Genomic DNA, 21,636 nt, shown 5'->3' with positions numbered 1-21,636 from the left:
CCACAACAGCTCGCCACAGCCCGCCGCGAATGGCCCTGCGCCGTCCCAGAGCCAAAATCGCATTGTTCACGGACGACGCGCTACGGCGACATCGGGTTCTATATCAACCTGCATAACGATCTTGTCGCGCCCTACATCCACAAGCTGTGCAACGATGAGCAGCGGGATCGCTTCATGCCCGGAATCGTGTCGGGCGAGACGATCCTGGCGGTGGCCATGACCGAACCGTCCACCGGCAGCGACCTTGCCGGAATGAAGACCCGTGCGGTCGAAAACGGCGATCACTGGGTCTTGAACGGGGCCAAGACCTACATCTCCAACGGCATACTCGGCGATCTGATCGTGGTCGCTGCCCGTACCGATCCCGACAGGCCGCACGGCATCAGCCTGTTCCTTGTCGAACGGGGCATGGAAGGGTTCGAACGGGGCCGCAAGCTCGACAAGATGGGGCTGAAGTCGCAGGATACTGCGGAGCTGTTCTTCAACGATGTGAAGGTGCCCAAGGCGAACTTGATCGGGGAGGCCGGGCAGGGTTTCAAGTACCTTGCCCAGATGCTGGCGCAGGAACGGCTGATCGCGGCCATCGGCTTCATGGCCACCGCACAGACGGCTTTCGATCTCACGCTCGATTATGTGAAGGAAAGGCGTGCTTTCGGAAAGCCGATCGGCGCATTTCAGAACACGCGGTTCAAGATGGCCCAGATGCGCGCCGAACTCGACATGGCGCAGACCTATGTCGACCAGTGCGTGATGTTGCTCAACGACAAGTCGCTCACTGCCGAAGATGCGTCCGCCGCAAAGCTGCTGACCAGCGAGCTGGAAGGCCGGGTCATGGACATCTGCGTGCAGATGCATGGCGGTGCGGGATACATGGAAGAATACCGCATCAGCCGCATGTACACCGATGCGCGCATCAGCCGCATTTTTGCAGGCACTAGTGAGATCATGCTGGAAATCATCGGTCGCGGAATTGGCCTGGACGAGCGGAAGATGAACTGACGCGGGTTCACGACCGATTTCGCTTCGCGACGGGAAGGCGGAGGCGATATGCCTTGTTATGAATTCCAGGGCGTTCGGCCGGTGCTAGGCCCCGGCAGCTATCTCCATCCTCTGGCGTCGCTGATCGGCGACGTGATCGTGGGGCCCGGGTGCTACATCGGACCGGGCGCAAGCTTGCGGGCCGATTTTGGGCGGATCATCGTGGAGCCCGATTGCAGCATTCAAGACAACGCCACGGTGCACGTGTCCACCGAGCGCGATACGGTCATCGGGCGCGGCGCCACGATCGCGCACGGCGCCGTCATCCACGGCTGCGAAATCGGCGAGAACTGTCTTGTCGGAATCAACTCGGTCGTTCTCGATTCAGCGGTTCTGGGTGCGGAATGCCTGATCGCGGCCATGTCGCTGGTTCCCCACGGCATGACCGCAAAGGCGCGCAGCTTGCTGATGGGGGTTCCGGCGCAACTGGTTCGCACCTTGTCGCCGGAAGAAATCTCATGGCGGAACGATGGAAATGGCGACTATCAGCGCCTGACGTTCGAAGCTCTGTCCAGCCTGCGCGAAACCGACCCACTGTCGCAGGTCGAAGCCGACAGGAAGCGGACGAGGATAGCGGCGCAGCCCGTTGAATTGGCGAGCTCGCCTCGCGATCAGTTGTCCTGATCGGCCTGCAAGGCGTGCATCACTTCAAGATGAGGGGTCGAGCCATTTTCGCCGTTGGTTTCAAGCGTGTCGAGTAGCTGCGACAGCAGCGAACGCAACTGATCGAGCTGATCGGCGGAAAAAGCGCTCTGCGCATCTGCCTCGCGGGCCTTCGCCTTCGCGAACAAACCGATCATGGGCTCGCGGCCCGCCTTGGTGAGGGATAGACGAGATTCCTCGTCCAATTCGATATAACCGCTGCTTGCCAGCCTTTGGATATCGTTCTCGGTCCAGTGCCAGCCCGACGCGCCAAGCATGGCATTGACATCCTCGATCGTGGCTGGGCCGCCCTGCATTATGACGGAGAAGGCGTAGTGGTCGACCGGTGACAGACCCAGCCCAGCGGCCTCCAGACGCACCTCGTTGGTCAACATGAAATATGCGCGGGCGATGAGATAGTTCAGGTCGCGCCGGTTTGGACCGCTTTCACCGCCCGGGTAGGTCTTGCGCGCGTACTTGCCGCGGTGAAAAAGCAGCGGCTCCTTCTCGGAATGTTCAAGATCGAGCACTTCGCCGACGAATATGATGTGATCGCCCCCATCATAGCGATAGGCCGTCCGGCATTCGAAGCGCGCAGCGCAGTCGCGTAAGAGCGGAACTCCATCAATGCCTCTCTCGAAGTCCACGCCTTCGAACTTGTCGATGCTGCGCGTGGCGAACTTGTTCGACAGCGATTCCTGATCGGCACCAAGAATATGAACCACGAAGGCGTCGACATTCATGAACGCGTCGATGTTCGAAGATTTTTTCGCCAGACTCCAAAGCACGAGTGGCGGATCAAGCGATACTGAATTGAAGCTATTAGCTGTGAGGCCTATATCTCGACCGTCGTAGCTTGTCGTAACGATCGTCACACCGGTCACGAAGTTGCCGAGTGCCTCTCTCAATAATTTTGCTTTCATTATCGCTCGCGTTCCGCCTTGCGGCTCCTTCGTCCTTCACAAAGTGTGTTGTGTGCTAGCTACGAGTAGCTCTTAATTGCACACCCTTCCCAGCGATAGGTTCAGGAACATATTTCGACCGGCTGCATTTGGCGCGAGATGCGCCCCTGGACTGGTGGCCAAATTGCTCAGTCCGTGAGCGAGAAATTTCTAGCAATTTTTTCCATTTCGATTCCCCACGTGCATAGCGCCTCCCGCTTCTCCTCGGTGAATTTGTGATGGTGATAAACTGCGGCTACACCGATCTTGGTCGAACCAGACTGATGGTTGAGGACGGCTTCGCTCACGACGAGCGGAATGCCGATCCGCTGAAGCCCGGTGGCGACTGTCCTGCGGATGTCATGTATGCGGTAGTGGCTAGTTTCGAAGCCCATGATCCCGTCGGCGCGCTTTCGGATTCGGTTCCATGCCCTCGTGATGCCGCTCACAGTGTTTTCGGCGGTTGTCTCGGACGCGAAGACCAGCCGTCGTCTGTGCAAAGGATCGTAAGTATCCAGAGCTGCCGCGGCCACGGCTGACTCGACGACCGTCAAAGCCTGTGGCGAGAGCGGGACAATGTTGGCTTTGCCGTTCTTGGCCCTTTCACCGGGGATCGTCCAGATTCGTTCCGGGATTGCAATCTCGTCGAGCGCCGCACCAAGCACTTCGCCACGCCGCTGTCCCGTCAGGATCAGGAGCTGTACGAAATTGCCGAAAGGATATCCTTCGTCGCACGCTGAGTGCCACAGCGCTGCCAGTTCCCTATCCGTCAGGACACGGTCTCTGGCTTCGGGCGGCTTGGGGTACCAGGCATCGCGGCAGGGATGGGCGGGGATGGCATCGAGCCGGGGTAGGGCCCATGTGAAGAACGACGAGAGGTAGCGGTGCACGTTGCGCGCCTGGACTGGCGTTGGCCGTGCTCCGCCGAAAGCAACTTTCTCGTTGAGTTCGGTCACGTCGCGACGAGTAATAGTGTATGCGATCCGGCTGCCGATCTCGGGGAGGATATACACGTTGAAAGATCGCTCGATCTCTCCCGCACTCCGCTTTTTCCCTCTCACTTCCTGCTCGAGGTACGTCTCGACCAGATCCTTCACCGTCGCGACGCCGGAGGAGTATTTGCGCTTCTCGCCGGCCTTCTTCGCCACATCCTTACCCAGATCGATATCGACGAGCAGATCGCGAGCCTTCTTCCGTGCATCTGCAAGTTTGAACCGGAGGGAATGCCTACCGAGCGTCAGATTGAGCAGGCGGCCATTGCAGCGCTTTCGCAGAATGTAAGTCTTGACGCCGCTCGCACCAATGCGCAACCTGAGGCCTTTAATCACATGGTCCGGGTATTCCTCCTGGCCGCTCTTTGGAGGACGCAGGCTCGCGATTTGAGGATCTGTCAGACCGACCTTCTTACCCATGATCCACCTGTTACCTAAGGTAACATATTGTGCCGGATACTCTTGAACAAATCAAGAACTCATTGGGCCCCGCTGATCAAATAACTGTTATGTAATAGATGTTTATGGAACTCTCCGGACAAGGCCACTGCAACTTTTAATCAGTAGGTCGCTGGTTCGAACCCAGCAGGGCTCACCATAAAATCATCGAAATACAACAAGATAATTTAGGGCTGGTCCGTTTCAAATCGGTCCGGGCCCCAATCTGGGTGCCGACCCAGGTAACAGATTGCAAGTCGGATAGCGCCGGATCTGCGTGGAAGATTTCCGCGAGTGGTGTGGGTCTGGAATCGCCAGCCCTGGCAGGAAGCGCCCTCGGTTTTGATTTTCAACAAGACTGTGATCGCCATTCGGCGTATAAGACGTCGGATATGTCGCGACTGATCGCCTGTCTCATTGCGTTAAGCGCGATGCTCGGCCTTTTGGGCCAGAGCATCGCGTCCGCGCATCGTATCGAGGCGGCGGCGATGCCGGGTTGCGGCCACATGGCGGGCGTGCAGCGGCATGCGATGGATGCGGACGGGAAGCAGGGTCCGATGCATCATGCGGCGACCGCATCGGGACCGATAACGGATTGCGACGATTGCCCCCCGGCGGGACATCACGGCAAGACGTGCCATGATCTCGGCCATTGCCTGACGATTGCATCGGGTTCGGCGCTTCTTCTCCCGGATACGGCATCGCTTTCGCCGGCACCGTCCGTGATCGCGCAGCAGCATCGTGCCGTCCGCACGGCAGAGTTGAGCGGGCTTGCCGCACCCCCCATGACGGAACCTCCCATCCTGTCCGCCTGAACCATACGCCGGATGTGATTCGGCGGCACGTGCGACTCGCGCCGACGCCAGGTCGGCGCGGTTGCGCCGGTCGCCGTGTCGTGTCCGATCAGGTGTCCGCGCGACCCCCGACCCGGCGGCGCGCGACGGGACAGGACTTCTCATGCGATTACTCATGGCCCTGCCGCTTCTGGCAGGAACGGCGTGCCCGGCGCTGGCGGGTCCGCTGACATTCGAGCAGGCGCTCGATCAGGCGCGCGCCAGTGCCCCGATGATCGAGGCCAGCGCTGCGCGGGTCTCGGCAAGCGAGGCGAGCGCCGCCGCCGCCGGGCAACTGCCCGATCCGCGGCTCTCGCTCGGTCTCGACAATCTTCCCGTCTCGGGGCCGCCCGCCTTCACGCTCGACGGCTCGATGATGACCGCCCAGCGCATCGGCTTGCAGCAGGACATTCCCAATCTCGCCAAGCGCCACGCCAGCGAGGCCGCCGCCGATGCCGCGACGGGGCTGGCCCTGGCGCGGTCGGCGGTGACACGGCTCGACGTGACGGTTGCCGCCGCGACGGCATGGATCGATCTCGCCTATGCCGACAGGCGGCTGGCGGCGATCGACGTCGTGCTGGGGCGGCTCGGGCATCTGGTCCCTGCTGCCAGGGCAGGCGTTGCTTCCGGCAGCGCCCGGCCGGGGCAGAGCCTGCGTATCCGCCAGGCAATCGCCGGACTGGAAGACCGGCGCAGCGTGGTCCTTGCCGAGCAGGCGCAGGCGCGGGCCATGCTGGCGCGCTGGACGGGTGATGATGCTCCGCACGCGCGCGGAGGGGTGCCGGCATTCGCCTTCGATCCGGCCGAGTTGCGCCTTGCGATCGAGAGCAATCCGCGCCTGCGCGCGGCCGATGCCGGGATCGAGACGGCGCAGGCCGACGCCGAGATGGCGCGCGCGGGGAAGCGTCCGGACTGGGGCGTGAGCCTGTCTTTCGGCCATCGCGATCCCGATTATGGCAATGTCGTCTCGGTGGGGGCCAGCATGACCTTGCCGCTGTTCCCGGGAAAGCGCCAGAACCCACGCATTGCGGCCGCCGAGGCGGACCTTTCGGCGGCCCGGGCGCAGCGCGAGGATACAAGGCGCGCGCTGGCCGCCGAGTTGGAGCGCGGGCTTGCGACTCATGCCATGCAGGTCGCGCAATGGCGCCGGGCGCAGGATACGCTGCTGCCGCTTGCCCGGCAGGAGGCCGATCTGGAAACCGCCAGTTACGGTGCCGGGCGCGCGGGCCTGCTCGATGTGATCTCGGCCGAAACGGCGCTGGCAGAGACGCAGCTTGACGTCCTCGACCGTGAGGCGCGGGTCACGCGCCAGGCGGCGGTCCTTCTTCTGACATTCGGGGGTGATGCACGATGACCCGACTTTCCTTCCTTGCCGCGCCGCGCACTCGCCTGTGGGTGGGTGCGGCCGCCCTCGCGCTCGTGGCGGGCGCCGCCGGGTTCGGCCTTGCGGGGCTGACCGGCCCCTCCGTCGAGACGCCGAGCGCAGCCGACGGCGGGCGCGAAGTGCTCTACTGGTACGACCCGATGATGCCGGGCCAACACTTCGACAAGCCGGGCAAGTCGCCGTTCATGGACATGCAGCTCGTACCCAAATACGCCGACGAAGCGGCGGGCGATGCCGGCATGCGGATCGATCCGGCGCTGACGCAGAGCCTCGGCATGCGCACGGCGACCGTGCAGAGGGGAACGCTGGGCGGCGCGATCAGCGCGACCGGCGTCATCGCCTTCAACGAACGCGACGTCGCCATCGTCCAGCCACGCGCCGGCGGCTTTGTGCAGCGCGCCTATTCCCGCGCGCCCGACGACCTGATCCGCGCCGGGGCGCCGATCGTCGATCTGCTCGTGCCCGACTGGGGCGGCGCGCAGCAGGAATATCTGGCGGCGCTCGGCACCGGCGACACCGCGCTGGCGCAGGCCGCGCGGCAGCGGCTGCTGCTGCTCGGCATGCCCGCCTCGACCGTGGCCGCCGTCGAGAAAGGGCGGCGGACCAGCACCGTCTATACCGTGACCGCGCCGATCGGCGGCACTATCACCGCGCTCGACGTGCGTCCGGGGATGACCGTCTCGCCCGGACAGACGCTGGCGCGGATCAACGGCCTTTCCAGCGTCTGGCTCGACGCCGCGGTTCCGGAAGCCCTGGCGGGCTCGGTTTCTCCCGGTCAGCCGGTAACCGTGACGCTCGCCGCCTTTCCCGGAGAGACGCGGCGCGGGCGGGTGAGGACCATCCTGCCCAGGGCGGCGGACGAAAGCCGCACGCTGACCGTGCGTATCGAACTGTCCAATCCCGGTCTCAAGCTCAAGCCCGGCTTGTTCGCGCAAGTCGATTTCGCGGGCGAGGGGCGGCGGGCGCTGCTGGTGCCTTCCGAAGCGGTGATCCAGACCGGCAAGCGCAGCATCGTCATGCTCGCGCTCGAAAACGGCCGCTACCGTCCCGCCGAAGTGCGCACCGGCCGAACGGGTGACGGGCGGACCGAGATCCTTGCGGGCCTCGCCGATGGCGAGAAGGTCGTCACCTCGGGCCAGTTCCTGATCGATTCCGAAGCCAGTTTGGCGGGCGTGGACGTGCGGCCGATCGGCGGCGAAGACAGCCCGGCGCCGACAGAGCGGTCGGCGGAGATCAAGACCTATGAGACGCGCGGCGTGATCCGCAAGATCACCGCGGCCGGGATCACACTCAAGCATGAGCCGGTCCCGGCGCTCCAGTGGCCCGGCATGACGATGATGTTCCGGCTTGGAAAACCCGCGCTCGCGCGCGGCTTCGAGGTGGGCGACCAGGTCCGCTTCACCTTCAGCCAGGAGGACAAGGGGCCGACGATCCAGACGATGCGTAGCGAGGCCGGGAAGTGATCGAACGGCTGCTCGACTGGTCGATCGCAAACCGGCTGTTCGTCGTGCTCGCCGCCGTCGCGCTGTCTGCGGCGGGACTTTGGGCGGTGCGCACCACGCCGATCGACGCCTTGCCCGATCTGTCCGACGTTCAGGTGGTGATCCGCACGAGCTACGCCGGACAGGCACCGCGGATCGTCGAGGATCAGGTCACCTATCCTCTCGCGACGACGATGCTCTCGGTTCCGGGGGCGAAGACGGTGCGCGGCTATTCCTTCTTCGGCGACAGCTACGTCTATGTGATCTTCGAGGACGGGACCGACCTCTACTGGGCGCGTTCGCGCGTGCTCGAATATCTCAACCAGGTGCAGGGCCGCCTTCCCGAGGGCGTGACGAGCGCGATCGGCCCCGATGCCACCGGCGTGGGCTGGATCTACGAATATGCGCTGGTCGACCGCACCGGCCAGCACGACCTCAGCCAGCTTCGCGGGATTCAAGACTGGTTCCTGCGATATGAACTCAAGACGGTGCCGGGCATCGCCGAGGTTGCCAGCATCGGCGGCATGGTGAAGCAATACCAGGTCGTGCTCGATCCTGTCAGACTGGCGGGCTATGGTGTCACTTTCCAGGATGCGGTCGCGGCGATCCGCGACGCCAATCAGGAAGTCGGCGGCTCGGTGCTCGAAATGGGCGAGGCCGAATATATGGTCCGCGCCTCGGGCTATCTGAAGTCGCTCGACGATTTTCGGGCCATACCGCTGAAAACGGTGCGCGGCGGCGTGCCGGTGACGCTGGGAGAGGTCGCGACGATCCGGCTCGGCCCGGAAATGCGGCGCGGCATTGCCGACCTCAACGGCGAAGGCGAAGTCGCGGGCGGCGTCGTCATCCTGCGCCAGGGCGCCGATGCGCGCAGCGCCATCGCGGCGGTGAAGGACCGGCTTGCGGGCTTGCGCCAGAGCCTGCCGCCCGGCGTTGAGATCGTTCCCACCTACGACCGCTCGCAGCTCATCGACGCGTCGGTCGAGAACCTGACTCACAAGCTGATCGAGGAATTCATTGTCGTCGCCCTGGTATGCGCGCTGTTCCTCTGGCACGTCCGCTCGGCGCTCGTCGCGATCGTGACATTGCCCCTGGGCGTGCTCGCGGCTTTCCTCGTGATGCGGATTCAGGGAGTGAGCGCCAACATCATGTCGCTGGGCGGGATCGCCATCGCGGTGGGCGCGATGGTCGACGCCGCCGTGGTGATGATCGAGAATGCCCACAAGCATATCGAACACTGGACGCACGAACACCCGGACGAACCGCTCGAAGGAACGGCGCGCTGGCGCGTCATCGCCGATGCCGCGCGCGAAGTGGGGCCGGCGCTGTTCTTCAGCCTGCTCATCATCACACTGTCGTTCCTGCCGGTCTTTACCCTGCAGGCGCAGGAAGGGCGGCTGTTCTCGCCGCTGGCTTTCACCAAGACCTATTCGATGGCGGCTGCCGCGATCCTGTCGATTACGCTGGTGCCGATCCTGATGGGCTGGCTCATCCGCGGGCGTATTCCCTCCGAACAGGACAACCCCATCAACCGCGGACTGACCCGCGCCTATCGCCCGGCGCTCGACTGGGTGATGCAGCGTCCCAAGGCCGTGCTGGTCGCGGCGGTGCTGGTGTTCCTCACCACGGCATGGCCCGTGGCGAAGCTGGGGGGAGAATTCCTGCCGCCGCTGAACGAGGGCGACCTGCTCTACATGCCGTCCGCGCTGCCCGGCATATCGGCGGCACAGGCGGGCCAGCTCCTCCAGCGGACCGACCGGCTCATCAAGAGCGTGCCCGAAGTGGAGAGCGTGTTCGGCAAGGCGGGCCGCGCCGATACCGCGACGGATCCTGCTCCGCTCACTATGTTCGAGACGACCATCCGCTTCAAGCCGCGCGACCAGTGGCGACCCGGCATGACACCGGACAAGCTGGTCGACGAGCTCGATCGCGTGGTGAAGGTGCCGGGCCTCTCCAACATCTGGGTGCCGCCGATTCGCAACCGGATCGACATGCTGGCGACCGGGATCAAAAGCCCGATCGGCATCAAGGTTTCGGGCGCCCACCTGGCAGCGATCGACCGGGTCGCGCACCGGATCGAAGCGGTGGCGAAGGCCGTTCCGGGTGTGAGTTCCGCTCTCGCCGAGCGGCTCGAGGGCGGGCGCTACGTCGATGTCGACATCGACCGCGGGACAGCCGGTCGCTACGGCCTCAACATCGCCGACGTGCAGCAGATCGTCGCAGGCGCGGTGGGCGGCGCCAATGTCGGGCGCACGGTCGAAGGCCTCGCGCGCTATCCGATCAACGTGCGCTATCCGCGCGAGGTGCGCGGCAATGTCGACGCCTTGCGCGCGCTGCCGATCCTGACGCCTTCGGGGCAGCAGATCACGCTCGGCACAGTCGCTTCGCTGCGCATCACCGACGGGCCGCCGATGCTCAAGAGCGAGAACGGGCGGCCGACCAGCTATGTCTATATCGACGTGCGCGGGCGCGATCTCGCCTCGGTCGTGCATGATCTTCAGGAAGCGGTCTCGGCCGGGGTCGAACTGCCGCCGGGCATCAGCATCGCCTATGCCGGGCAGTTCGAATATCTCAGCCGCGCGATGGAGCGGCTCAAGATCGTCGTCCCCGCCACGCTCGCGATCATCTTCCTGCTGCTCTACATGATCTTCCGCCGCTGGGACGAGGCGGCGCTCATCATGGGGACGCTGCCTTTCGCGCTGACCGGCGGGTTCTGGCTGCTGTACCTGCTCGGCTACAGCCAGTCGGTCGCGACCGGCGTGGGCTTCATCGCGCTCGCCGGCGTTTCGGCGGAGTTCGGCGTGGTGATGCTGCTCTACCTCAAGCATGCACTCGACGCGCGGGGAACCGACCCAGCCCGCGCCGATGTCGAGGCGGCGGTGCGCGAAGGTGCGCTGCTGCGCGTGCGGCCCAAGGCGATGACCGTCGCGGTGATCCTCGCTGGCCTGTTCCCGATCCTGATCGGCACCGGCGCCGGTTCGGAGATCATGAGCCGCATCGCCGCGCCGATGATCGGCGGCATGATCACCGCGCCGCTGCTGTCGATGTTCGTCATTCCCGCTGGCTACCTGCTGCTGCGCTCGCCGCGAAAATCGCGTTCGCCCATTCCACGTTCAAAAGGAGAAGACCTATGAAGCCCATGATGATGATCCTCGGTTCGGCACTGCTGCTCGCGTCGTGCGGACAAGAGGCGGCACATGCGCCCGACAGCCCCGCCGGCTCGTCGCAGTCCATGGGTGCGATGCACGATGCGATGGACGGCAATGGCGACGCCATGCCGATGGACGGGGCGCACATGGCCGACATGGCGAGCGGCACGGGCATTATCACCGCCGTCGATCCGAATGAGGGCACCGTCACGATCGATCATGAACCGATCCCGGCGGCGAACTGGCCGGCCATGACGATGATGTTCAATGCCGACCCACGGCTGCTCGAAGGCATGATGCCCGGCGACAAGGTGTCGTTCGACCTCAAGCTCGAGGATGGCGGCGGCGAGGTCACCGCGATCACAAAGCAATGAAGTCCCCGCCCGGGGCACGCACGCTGGCGAGCAGTTGCCGAGTCCCGGGCTCATGGCGGCATCACCTGTTCGATGAGCATATCGCGCGACGTTCGGGATGATGCCGCGATGGAACGCTTCGTCTCGTCGCCAAGGACCGAACTGTTCGGCAGCAAGATCTCTCGCGCGAACGCGAAGTCCAACTGCCGCGATTTTATGCGCTTCCCATCAAGTGCGTTTGCATTGTCGTAAAGAAACGAGGGAGCGATCCCGCAGATATCGACCATTCCGGGCAGAAACTCTCGGAAGGCCAATGCGTTCGTCTATGGCAAGCCTAGGGGAACAGCGAAAGATGGGCGCTTTGGCGAATCTGATCCTGGCGATGGCGGTCGGCGCGGCGCTGGTGCTGCCGTTGTTCCTGTGTACCCTGCGGCGAGACGGTATGAACGGGCAATCGCAGCAAGTCCCCTTTCTGGGCGGCGGAAGCCAGTCCGCGCACGCCTGGCAGCGCTTTCACATCCGCTATTATCCGATGACGTTGCTGTTCATCGCTTTCGAGATGGAGATGATGTTCATGTATCCGTGGGCCGTCGTCTACGTCGAGACTGGCATCAAGGCGCTGGCCGAAATGGGAATGTTCCTTTCGATCCTGGGCGTCGGGATCATCTACGCTTGGCGCGAAGGCGTGTTCCGTTGGCAGTAGGGGCGCTCGCCTGTCTCGCCGAGCGGTCGGCGACACCGGTCTATGTCGCCTGCGGCCGGGATGGAGAAGCGATGGCGGCGCGGCTGGCGCGGGCGCCCGGAATTTCGCTTCAGCACAGCATTCGCCATGCCGCGATCCTGCTGGTGGCGGGACGTTACCGCGACACGGATCGTTCCGCACTGTGCCGCCTTCACGATCAGTTGCCGCAACCGCGCGCGACGGCGTGGTGGGGCGCGGCGCCGCTCACGGATGTGCATGACCCGGTGACCATCGCGGAAGGCGACGATCCCGTGCCCCAGCTCCGTCGCCTCGATCGCGATCTCCTGCGCGGCGCGCGCGCGTCGGAGCCGGACTGGCTGCCCGACGAACCTCCCAACGCGTGGCGCGGCAAGGGCGATCACGGTCAGGGCGGCAAGGGCATGATGGGCGGCGTTCCCTATGGACGTCCCATGGCGATGATGGGTGAGGAAATGCGCGACGGGCTGATGCTCGATGCGATGACGGTCACCATCGGGCCCTTCCTCCGGACGCTGCCGCCTGGCCTTTCGCTCGAGCTGACCTTGCAGGGCGATGTTATCCAGCAGGCGCGCGTGGCGACGCCCGCCTACTCCGCATCCGGCATTGCATCGGAACCATTGCTGCGTGCGGCGCGCATCCTGGAACTGCTCGGGCTTCCCGATCTTGCGCGGCGCGCGCGGATATCCGCCGCGCGGGGCGACGACGACGAGGGGCTAGTCGCGGCGGCGCGGCGGCGCGGCGCCTTGCTTGCCCTTCCGGCCGATCTGGCCGATGTGCGCGCGCGGCTGGATGCCGCCTTGCGCCGGGGGGCGGCGCCCGATCCGGGCGAGGAATGCCTGGTCGACCGATTGGCGGGAATGGAATGGCAGTCCGCGCTGTTGCGCGTCGCCAGCTTTGATCCCGCCACACTTTCGCGAATCGCACCTGCCGCCGAGCCGGAAGAGGGCGAGGAGGAGAAGGCGGCATGACGGCCATCCCGCTCGTCTTCGCGCTATTGGCCGCCGGCATATGGCTTTCGGCGCTTGCCGAGCGTTTCGCTTCTGGTCGCCGCTTCCCGTCAGGCACTGTGTTCGCGCCGCTTTTGCAAGCGGCACGGCTGCTGAGCCAGCAAAGCGTTCGCACCGAGCATCCCGATGGACTCAACTGGGTGCTTTCGCCCATTGCCTACCTCACGCTTGCCGTCGCCGGGCTGTCGGTCGTTCCCTTTGCGCCGGAGCTGGCCGTAGCACCGCTCGATACCGGCATCGTGCTGTGGGGCGCATGCGAGGCACTGACGATCGTCGCGGTGTTCCTGCACGGATGGTCTGCCAATTCGATGCTGCCGCTGATCGGCGGCTATCGCTTCGTGGCGATCGGCCTTCCCGCGATGCTGCTGTCCATGTTCGTGCTGATCGCGGCCGCGCTGCCGGCGCAATCGCTATCGGTCGGCGCGATCGTCGAATCGCAGCGCTCGTTGTGGAATGTGGTCCGGCAACCGCTGGGGCTTCCGCTGTTCCTCCTGCTCGGGCTTGCGATCAGCCTGCGCGGACCGATGGACTATGGCGATGCCGCCGATCTTTCCGGCGGAACCGCCGCCGAAGTGTCCGGACCCCACCGCCTCGCCTGGGGCATTGCGCGGCTGGCGATGCTGACGGCCTTCGCGGCGATGGGTGCCAGCGTGTTCCTGGGCGGCTATCTGGGGCCGTGGCTGCCGGGGCCGGTCTGGCTCGCGCTCAAGACGGCGGCGCTGCTGCTGGTGCTGACATGGCTCGGGCGCAATCTGGCGCGTATGCCGGCGCCGCGTATGATGGCGGCGCTGTGGCTGGTGCTGCTGCCGCTGTCGTTCCTCGATCTCGTCATCGCCGGCGTCGAGGCTCTGCCGTGACCGCCGCCGACCTTGCCTTCTACGTTCTTTCCGCGGTCGCCGTCGTCAGCGGCTGGCGCGTCTTCCGCACCGACAGCATGGTGCGCGCCTCCTTCCTCCTGATGCTCTCGTTCATCGCGGTCGCCGCGATCATGCTGATGCTGGCCGCGCCTTACATCGGCATGGCGACGGTGTTCATGATGGCTGTCGAAATGATGGTGATGGCGCTGTTCATGGTCATGTTCATGATGAACCCGGCGGGGCTCAATCCGATGAGCATGGTGCACCAGAACCGGCTTTCGATCGGCGCGGCTGCGACGGCGTTCGTCGGCCTCACGGTCGCTGTGCTGTTCACGGACCTTCCGCACGAGAAGGTCGCGCGCCAGGCGCCGGTGATCCGCGATCTGGGGCACGAACTGCTCGGCCCGTCGATGCTCGTTTTCGAAAGCGCGGGCGTCACCCTGCTTGCGGCGATGGTGGCCAGCGTCGTCCTGTCCGCGCGTAGCGGCCGCTTCGGCCCCTCCGACGAGGGATCGCGCCCGCCGGGGCTGGAGCCGGGCGGTGAGCCCGCTGGCCGCGTTCCCGAAAGCGAGCAGGAGGACGAATGACCCTGACCGCGGTCCTGATCGTCGCCGCCGCGCTGATCGGCATCGGGCTCTATGGCGCGCTGTCGCAGCAGAGCTTCGTGATGCTGATGATGGGCCTGGAGCTGATCCTGAACGGCGTGCTTCTCGCCGTCATCGCCTTCTGGTCGTTGGGCGCAGGCGGCCCGCCCCGCGGCCAGGTGCTGGCGATCGTGGTCATGGCGGTGATGGCGGTGGAGATGGCGGTCGGCTTCGCCCTCGTGACGGCGGTCTTCCGCCGCCGCCAGGCCGATACAACCGAGAAACTGGGAACCCTGAAGGAGTGATGCTCTGGGCCCTCTTCCTGTGGCCCGTGGCAGGCGGCCTGGTGGCGGGGATGGGGCCGCGCTCACGCGGCTGGTTGACGGCCTGGCCGGCTGGAGTTCTGGCCCTGACGCTCGGCCTCGCCATCCTGGCGGCACCGGATGCCGGTACGGTTCTGCCCTGGGGCGGCGGGCTGACCCTTCGCGCCGGGTTGACGCCCTTGGCGCACGCCGTGGCCATGCTGGTGCCCGCCGTCGCCGCGATGGTCGTTGCTTACGCTGCGCAGCACGAGCACCGGCCGGGGCTGCGCCGGCTGATCGCGCTGATGCTGGTCTTCGTGGGCGGAATGGAGCTTCTCGTGATCGCGGCGGACTTCCTGACGCTGCTGATCGGCTGGGAGCTGGTCGGCGCCTGTTCCTGGGCCCTGATCGGGCACCGCGGGCACGAGGACGCGCCACCCGCGTCGGCAAATTTCGCCTTCATCGTCACACGCGCGGGTGACCTCGGCCTGTTCCTGGCCGCCATGGCGACGTTCGCTGGCAGCGGCAGCTTCGCCTTCGCTGACCTGGCGCAGATGCCGCCGGGGCTGCTGGCGCTCGTGGCGGCAGGCGTGCTGCTTTCGGCGGCCTCGAAGTCCGGCCAGATCCCTTTCGCGCCCTGGCTTTTCCGCGCGATGGACGGGCCGACGAGCGTTTCCGCGCTGCTTCACGCGGCAACCATGGTGGCGGCTGGCGCCTATCTGCTTGCCCGGCTTCAACCGCTGCTGGCGCCGGTCTTATGGTTCGGTCCCGCCGTGATCGCGATCGGACTGTTGACCGCGCTCGCCGGCGGCGGCGTGGCGCTGATCCAGCCGCATGCGAAGAAGTTGCTCGCCGGTTCCACCTCGGCGCATTACGGTCTGATGTTCGTGGCGACGGGCGCAGGGTATCCGCTGATCGCGATCGTTCACCTGCTGACCCACGGCTTCTTCAAGGCGCTGTTGTTCCTCGCGGCCGGGGTCGCAGGCGAACGCGCGGGCGACTACCAGCTTCGCCACATGCGCTTCGGCCGTGCCTTGCCGCTGACGGCGGCGGCGAGCGCGATCGGCGCGCTCGCGCTCGCCGGCGTGCCCCCGCTGGGCGGTGCATGGACCAAGGAGGAGATCGCCAGCGCCGCCGGTGAGCATTCGTCGCTGCTGGCGATCGCGGTGATGCTGGCGGGCGCGCTGAGCGCCGCGTACGCCACGCGCTTCCAGCTTGCGGCGTTCGGGCGCGACGGCATGGATGGAACCTGTCGGCCAGGAGCGATCGAAAAGGCCGCCTTGCTGCTGCTCGCGCTGGCCAGCCTGGTCCTCGGACTGTTGTGGCTTCCCGGCTTCCACGATTCGCTCGCCCGGACGTGGGACGCGCGACTGCCGCACGCCGAGGCATGGGAACTGCCGCTGTCGCTGGCGCTGATCGCCGGCGGCATCGTCGCGGGAGCCGCGCTGGCACGCCGGTCGGAGCTCGGCACGCGAGGTGTCGCGTCGAAGATGGCGGATTGGATGGGCTTGCCGACGCTTATCGACGCAGGGGTGACCCGGCCGGCTTTCGCGCTCGCCAGCACGGCAGCCGCTGCGGACGACCGGATCGTGGACTCACCCGCGCGAGGCGCTGCGGTGCTCGGCAGGGCGGCGGCACGGCTGTTCGCACGCGGTGACGGTGCCGTCGTCGATCGCGGCGTGCGCGCAAGCAGCGCCTTCGGTCGATGGCTGGCGCAGCTTTCGAGCGGCATGGGTGAACGGCTCGCCGATGCCTTGCCGGAAGCGACCGCCGGCGGCGTCGGCACCGGCGGCCGCCTCGCCGTGCGGATGCAGACCGGCATGACGCACCAATACTATGCGACCGTCGCGGGCGGCATCCTGCTGATCGTCGCTCTTGTCTTCTGGGGGACCGCTTGATGTTGAGCCTGGCCATTCTCGTGCCGCTGATCGGCGCATTCGTCCTGTCGCTGTGGACTTCCGCCGGCACGCGCGCCGCGCGCGCCACCGCGATTGCGCTCAGCGCCGTCCCCTTCGCGCTGTTGGTTGCAGCCTGGATCGGGTTCGATGCTTCGCCCGGCGCACCGTTGTTCCAGCATATCGAGGAAGCGCCGTGGATACCCGCGCTGGGAGTCGCCTGGCGGATGGGCGTGGACGGCATCGCGCTGGTCGTGGCGACGATGAGCGCGCTCCTGTTCGTCGCCGCCGCCGCCTGGCCGATAGAGCTGGGTGAGCGCGCGCGCGAATATTACGCCTGGATCCTGTTTCTCGCCGGCGTGTCACTGGGCGTGTTCCTGACGCTCGACCTGCTGCTTTTCTATGTGTTCTTCGACCTCAGCCTGGTGGGCATGTATTTTCTCATCGGCCGCTGGGGCCACGGCGATTCGCAAAGCGCGGCGCTTAAATTCTTTCTGTACACGCTCGCCGGTTCACTCGCGATCCTGCTGGCGGTCCTCGGGCTCGTGCTCGCCGGCGAGGGCCCGCTGACCTTCGACATGCGCGAACTGATCGCACGTCAGCCGCTCGCCGGCATGGACCTGCGCGGCGGGCTCGTACTCCTCGGCTTCGTGTTCGGCTTCGGCATCAAGACGCCGCTGTTCCCCGTGCACACGTGGCTGCCCCCCGCGCATGTTCAGGCGCCGGCGCCGGCCTCCACCATCCTGGCCGGCGTGCTGCTCAAGATGGGCACCTTCGGCCTGCTGCGCATCCCGCTGGCGATGATGCACGAGACGTTCGCGCGCTATGCGCTGTGGATCGGCCTCATCGCACTCGCCTCGATCCTGTGGGGCGCGCTGGTGGCGCTGGGGCAGACCAGCATCAAGCGGCGCATCGCCTATACCTCGGTCAATCACATGGGCTATACCGTGCTCGGCATCGCCGCCGCCGGATCGCTGGTGGCGGGGCACGAGGCGGCCAGGGCGCTGGCGCTGACCGGCGCGGTGGTCGAGATGGTCGCCCACGGTCTCATCACCGGCTCGCTGTTCCTGATGGCAGGCAGCTTCTGGCAGCGCACGCAAAGTTACACGATGGCGGATTACGGTGGCCTCGCGGGCGTGGCGCCGAAGCTGACGGCCGCTTTCATTCTCGCGGCTTTCGCCAGCCTCGGCCTGCCGGGGCTCGCGGGATTCGTGGCGGAGTTCCAGATCTTCGCCGGCACCTTCGCGGTCCACCCCTGGCTCGCGGGTCTGGCGCTGTTCGGTATCCTCCTCACCGCCGCGCTGTTCCTGACGATGGTGCGCGCGCTCTTCTTCGGTGATCGCAAGCTGCCGGACGGCCGCGGCTTTCCGGACCTCTCGCGCTCCGAAACGGTCGTGCTGGCAGCGCTGCTGGCGCTGGTTGTGGTCATCGGGGTCTATCCGGCCTGGTTGCTGGAGCCGATCATGGCATCGGCGCGGATGCTGGTCGGCGGAGCAGGCTGAGCGGTGCCGATCGGAGACGTCCTGCCGGAAATCTGTCTCGTCCTGGCGGGAGTGGCGGCGCTGCTCTTCGCGTCCTTCGTGCCGCAGCGGGCGCAGGGCTGGTGCGCGGCGATGGCGGTGGCCGGCGCGATCGCAAGCCTGCTGCTGTGCCTGAACCAGCTCGGCGATGCCCCAAAATCAAGCTTTTCCGGTGCCTGGGCTCTCGACGCGCCCGCGATCTGGGCGCGCGTCATGATCGCGGGCGGCACCGGCCTCGTCGCATTGATGGCGCCGCACTGGATGGCCGGCGATCGGCGCCACGGCGAATATTACACGCTGCTGCTGTTCTCGGCCGCAGGCGCCATGCTGATGGCCGGCGCGGCGGATCTGCTCGAACTTTCCGTCGCCGTGCTGCTGTCCTCGATCACCGGCTATGCGCTGGCCGCCTATCACCGCGCCTGGTCGGTCTCGGTCGAGGCGGGGATGAAATATTTCCTGATCGGCGCCTTCGCCAACACCGTGTTGATGGTAGGCATCGCGCTGGTATTCGGCATGCTCGGCGACACGCGCTACGGACAGATCGCCGCGGCGCTTGCCGAAGGTGCCGCATCGCCGCTGCTCGATCTGGGCGCCGGACTGATCGTGCTCGGCGTCCTGTTCAAGATGGGAGCCGTGCCGGCCCACGCCTGGATGCCGGACGTCGCCGAGGGCGCACCGGCGCCTTCCGCCGCGTTCCTCACCGTCATCCCCAAGATCGGCGCGGCCGTGGCGCTGGCGCGGCTGGTCACGCTGTTTCCCGCCGACGTCCTGGACCTTCGCCCGCTGATCGCGGTGCTGGCCGTGCTCACCATGACGCTCGGCAATCTCGCGGCGCTCTGGCAGCAGGACCTGCGCCGCCTGCTCGGTTGGTCCTCGGTCTCGCAATCGGGCTATGCGCTGGTCGCCGTGGCGGTTGCCGGGCGCAGTCCGGAAGCCATTCCGGCGCTGCTCATGTTCCTGCTCGGCTATGCCATCGCCAATCTCGCGGCGTTCGCAGTGGTCACGCATCTGCGGGGGCGCACGCGGATCGCGGATTACGCCGGGCTATGGCGGGATCGTCCTTGGGAGGCCGCCGGACTGATTCTCGCGCTGTTCTCGCTGGTGGGCGTACCGCCGCTGGCGGGGTTCGTAGGAAAGCTGACCGTGTTCCTCGCCGCACTCGACGGTGGCTATGGCTGGCTCGCGGTCCTGGCCGTCGCCAACACCGTGATCTCGCTGTTCTATTACCTGCGGGTCATTGGCCAGGCGTATTTCGGGCGATCTGGGCGGCCGATAAGCGTTCTGGGCTGGACGAGCGGCACGGCGGTTGTCGTCACGGCGTTGCTCACCCTTCTCATTGGTCTGGCCGCGGGGATCGCGCTCGACTTTTTCGCCACGGCCACCGGCCTGCTCCAGACGTGACCTCCACGGTACGCTCTCCTCGCGCGTTACGAGGAACTCGCAAAGCGCCGGGTTTCTCGTTTCGGCCACAAGTCCTGGCCACATCGACCGAGCACTGGCAATCGCCTCCGGAAATGCCGGGCCCGTCGCTGGTGCGACGCTTCTCCTCGACGGTGTGAGCGCGGCATCGAGCCCGCCGGCACGCGCTCGATGCCGCCGCGTGGCGTCCGGAATTCGTCGTTGGCAGTGGTGGTAACGCAATATAAGCGATCGCAAGGCCACAATGGCGATCGATATGTTTCTGACAGCCGCCTTGCGCCAGCTCATCCTGGCCGTTGCGCTTTCGAGCCTGGCTCTCGTCGCCGCGACGCCCGTGTCCGCGGAGACGCGCCTCGATGCGGGCAGGGCCTGTTTTTCCGTCAGCCGGATCGGCGAGCCCCCGGTCGCCCCGGATCGTTTTGAATGCAGCGGAGAACCGAGCGACTATCAGAAGGCCAGACTGGCGCTTCGGTTCGACCTGAGCGGGCTCGGCAATGCCCGCGGCGAGACGGTGCTCAAGGTCCATAACTCCCGCTTCGATCGCCTCCAGGCCGAGTTCGTCTACGAAGATGGATCGCGATGGGACGAGACGGTGACGAGTGGCGACTACCACAGTCACTGGCGTCCCGGCGGCCAGATCGCCTTCGAGGCGCCCGTGCGCGAGACGGGCCTCAGCCACGTCGTTCTTCGCCTGGATCGGTTGGCCAGCACGGGCCTCCTGCGAATATCGCTGACTGATCGTGCTGAAAGCTCCGCCCAGTTCACCCTGCTCGCCGCATCCATCGGCGCGGCTCTCACGCTTCTTCTGATCGGCGCGTCTTACAACTTCGGCCTCGCTGTCGCCTCTCGCCGGCGCTTCGCGTTCTGGCATGGCGCCTGGGCGCTGTGCATGGTTGCCTGGGGCGCGATCTGGTCGCAGTTCCACTTGTTTCTGTGGCCCGCCATGGCAGGCACCGTTTCATCGCAGCTTTGCACCGCGCTCTCGTGTCTGGCGGTGACCCTTGCGACGGCAGGCGCGGTCCTCGCGGTGGCGCCGGGCGGCACGCCGGACAGGCTCGGGAAGGCCGCGCTGGCAACGGCCGTCGTCATCGGACTGTTGGGCCTGCCTCTGGCGTTCGTCAGGTCAGGACCGATCCTTGCCTATGCCGATCTTGTGGGCGGACTCATGGTGTTGGACCTCCTGCTCGTCGCCGCCTGCCTGGTCATGGCCTGGCGAAGAGGGAACAAGGAAGCGCGGATGTTCGCGGCGGGATGGTCTGTTCCCATGATGGCACTGGCGCTGGTGCAACTGGTCGATACCGACGGACTGTTGTGGGGTGGCGGATCGCAACTGCTCGTGCTGTTCGCGTCGGCATGCCAGACTGTCTGGCTGTCCGTCGCCGCTTCAAGGACGCATCTTCGCCTTCGGATCGAACGGGACATGGCGCGAAGAGCGATGGCCGATGCCAAGAACCTCGCGAGGCTCGATCCGTTGACAGGCCTCAACAACCGGCGCGGGTTTTTCGAAGCGGTGGGCGCGGTCCTTGCGCGCGGCGGGTCGAAAGGACCGGCGCCGGCGTTGCTCCTGGTCGACATCGATCACTTCAAGTCGATAAACGACGCAATCGGGCACGAGGCCGGCGACCGAGTACTGACGGCCATCGCCGAATTGCTCGCGCGCCGTCAGGACAAGACCTGCACCGTCGCAAGGTTCGGCGGAGAGGAGTTTGCCATTCTCGTCACGGGAATGACCGCTTTCCAGATACTGCGTTTTGCCGACAACCTGCGCCGCGAGATCGGCGAGGCGGACTTTTCGACCGGCCCGGCTCCATTGGCGGTGACGGCCAGCATCGGCATTGCCCGACGGAAGGGAGACGAAGACTTCCGCGCCCTCTACCGGCGCGCCGATGCCGCGCTCTACCTTGCCAAGAACCAGGGACGTGACCGCGTCGTCCTCGATCAGGACGGCGCGCCCCCAGGGCGAGGCCGAGCGCTCGCCCTTACCGGTAGCTGAAGACTGCGCACCCATCAGACTTTGCCTGGCGCAGGCCAGTGGCGATCGCCAAGATGCTTCTCAAACCGTCTCGCTGACAAAATGACA

At 65.9% G+C, this 21,636-nt stretch carries 19 protein-coding genes; 16 read left to right on the top strand and 3 right to left on the bottom strand.

The genetic code is table 11. From position 1 onward, the window contains the following. Together B2G71_RS17030 and B2G71_RS17025 are read left to right on the top strand one after the other, a co-directional pair. The coding region (locus tag B2G71_RS17030) for an acyl-CoA dehydrogenase family protein (protein ID WP_098107869.1) at nt 1-999 on the top strand (999 nt) is incomplete at its 5' end. Between the two features lie 48 nt (nt 1,000-1,047). Then, nucleotides 1,048-1,662: a phenylacetic acid degradation protein PaaY gene (locus B2G71_RS17025; protein ID WP_098107866.1), complete on the top strand. Its 615-nt coding sequence runs from the start codon at nt 1,048-1,050 to the stop codon at nt 1,660-1,662. Here the strand turns inward: B2G71_RS17025 and B2G71_RS17020 are convergent. Both B2G71_RS17020 and B2G71_RS17015 read right to left on the bottom strand, forming a co-directional pair. Beyond that, entirely contained in the window at nt 1,650-2,603 is a 954-nt protein-coding gene (locus B2G71_RS17020; RefSeq protein WP_098107865.1) for a flavin reductase family protein, read from the bottom strand. The two genes, B2G71_RS17025 and B2G71_RS17020, sit on opposite strands and share 13 nt — an antisense overlap. Before the next feature lie 167 nt (nt 2,604-2,770). Next, a complete protein-coding gene (locus B2G71_RS17015) occupies nt 2,771-4,033 on the bottom strand; it encodes a site-specific integrase (RefSeq protein ID WP_098107863.1) in 1,263 nt (420 codons plus the stop codon). Nucleotides 4,034-4,443: 410 nt separating this feature from the next. Between B2G71_RS17015 and B2G71_RS17010 the strand changes: the two genes are divergently transcribed. The 5 genes from B2G71_RS17010 to B2G71_RS16990 all read left to right on the top strand — a co-directional run bounded on the left by B2G71_RS17010 (nt 4,444) and on the right by B2G71_RS16990 (nt 11,272). Next, nucleotides 4,444-4,866: a hypothetical protein gene (locus tag B2G71_RS17010; RefSeq protein WP_098107862.1), complete on the top strand. Its 423-nt coding sequence runs from the start codon at nt 4,444-4,446 to the stop codon at nt 4,864-4,866. A gap of 142 nt (nt 4,867-5,008) precedes the next feature. Then, the gene (locus tag B2G71_RS17005; protein ID WP_098107860.1) at nt 5,009-6,238 is read left to right on the top strand and encodes a TolC family protein; all 1,230 of its coding nucleotides are present in this window, start codon (nt 5,009-5,011) and stop codon (nt 6,236-6,238) included. Beyond that, entirely contained in the window at nt 6,235-7,731 is a 1,497-nt protein-coding gene (locus B2G71_RS17000) for an efflux RND transporter periplasmic adaptor subunit (protein ID WP_098107858.1), read from the top strand. Before B2G71_RS17005 ends, B2G71_RS17000 begins: the two co-directional genes overlap by 4 nt. Next, nucleotides 7,728-10,883, top strand: a complete 3,156-nt coding sequence (locus B2G71_RS16995; RefSeq protein WP_098107857.1) for an efflux RND transporter permease subunit — start codon at nt 7,728-7,730, stop codon at nt 10,881-10,883. The genes B2G71_RS17000 and B2G71_RS16995 overlap by 4 nt, the downstream gene beginning before the upstream one ends. Then, the gene (locus B2G71_RS16990; protein ID WP_098107855.1) at nt 10,880-11,272 is read left to right on the top strand and encodes a copper-binding protein; all 393 of its coding nucleotides are present in this window, start codon (nt 10,880-10,882) and stop codon (nt 11,270-11,272) included. Before B2G71_RS16995 ends, B2G71_RS16990 begins: the two co-directional genes overlap by 4 nt. A 50-nt stretch (nt 11,273-11,322) precedes the next feature. Here B2G71_RS16990 and B2G71_RS16985 read toward each other — a convergent pair whose 3' ends face one another. Next, nucleotides 11,323-11,538: a hypothetical protein gene (locus B2G71_RS16985; protein ID WP_098107853.1), complete on the bottom strand. Its 216-nt coding sequence runs from the start codon at nt 11,536-11,538 to the stop codon at nt 11,323-11,325. A 74-nt stretch (nt 11,539-11,612) separates the two neighbouring features. Here B2G71_RS16985 and B2G71_RS16980 point away from each other — a divergent pair, with 74 nt between their 5' ends. The 9 genes from B2G71_RS16980 to B2G71_RS16940 all read left to right on the top strand — a co-directional run bounded on the left by B2G71_RS16980 (nt 11,613) and on the right by B2G71_RS16940 (nt 21,549). After that, nucleotides 11,613-11,954: an NADH-quinone oxidoreductase subunit A gene (locus B2G71_RS16980; RefSeq protein ID WP_206049437.1), complete on the top strand. Its 342-nt coding sequence runs from the start codon at nt 11,613-11,615 to the stop codon at nt 11,952-11,954. Beyond that, entirely contained in the window at nt 11,945-12,940 is a 996-nt protein-coding gene (locus tag B2G71_RS16975; protein ID WP_141521593.1) for a hypothetical protein, read from the top strand. The genes B2G71_RS16980 and B2G71_RS16975 overlap by 10 nt, the downstream gene beginning before the upstream one ends. Next, complete coding sequence (locus tag B2G71_RS16970) at nt 12,937-13,836, top strand: NADH-quinone oxidoreductase subunit H (protein WP_098107850.1); 900 nt, start codon at nt 12,937-12,939, stop codon at nt 13,834-13,836. The genes B2G71_RS16975 and B2G71_RS16970 overlap by 4 nt, the downstream gene beginning before the upstream one ends. Then, on the top strand, nt 13,833-14,423 hold the full coding sequence (locus B2G71_RS16965) for an NADH-quinone oxidoreductase subunit J (RefSeq protein ID WP_098107848.1): 591 nt from the start codon (nt 13,833-13,835) through the stop codon (nt 14,421-14,423). The genes B2G71_RS16970 and B2G71_RS16965 overlap by 4 nt, the downstream gene beginning before the upstream one ends. Then, entirely contained in the window at nt 14,420-14,725 is a 306-nt protein-coding gene (gene nuoK / locus B2G71_RS16960) for an NADH-quinone oxidoreductase subunit NuoK (RefSeq protein WP_098107847.1), read from the top strand. The genes B2G71_RS16965 and nuoK overlap by 4 nt, the downstream gene beginning before the upstream one ends. Next, nucleotides 14,725-16,620: a proton-conducting transporter membrane subunit gene (locus B2G71_RS16955; protein WP_098107845.1), complete on the top strand. Its 1,896-nt coding sequence runs from the start codon at nt 14,725-14,727 to the stop codon at nt 16,618-16,620. Before nuoK ends, B2G71_RS16955 begins: the two co-directional genes overlap by 1 nt. Continuing rightward, nucleotides 16,620-18,119, top strand: a complete 1,500-nt coding sequence (locus tag B2G71_RS16950) for an NADH-quinone oxidoreductase subunit M (RefSeq protein WP_098107844.1) — start codon at nt 16,620-16,622, stop codon at nt 18,117-18,119. Before B2G71_RS16955 ends, B2G71_RS16950 begins: the two co-directional genes overlap by 1 nt. 3 nt (nt 18,120-18,122) lie before the next feature. Next, a complete protein-coding gene (locus tag B2G71_RS16945; protein ID WP_098107842.1) occupies nt 18,123-19,538 on the top strand; it encodes an NADH-quinone oxidoreductase subunit N in 1,416 nt (471 codons plus the stop codon). A 274-nt stretch (nt 19,539-19,812) separates the two neighbouring features. After that, nucleotides 19,813-21,549, top strand: a complete 1,737-nt coding sequence (locus B2G71_RS16940) for a sensor domain-containing diguanylate cyclase (protein ID WP_168176393.1) — start codon at nt 19,813-19,815, stop codon at nt 21,547-21,549. The last annotated feature ends 87 nt before the right edge of the window (nt 21,550-21,636 follow it).

Origin of the sequence: Novosphingobium sp. PC22D, from assembly GCF_002556635.1 — a bacterium.
Taxonomy (GTDB): Bacteria; Pseudomonadota; Alphaproteobacteria; order Sphingomonadales; family Sphingomonadaceae; genus Novosphingobium.
This window is presented reverse-complemented; position numbering and strand designations above follow the sequence as displayed.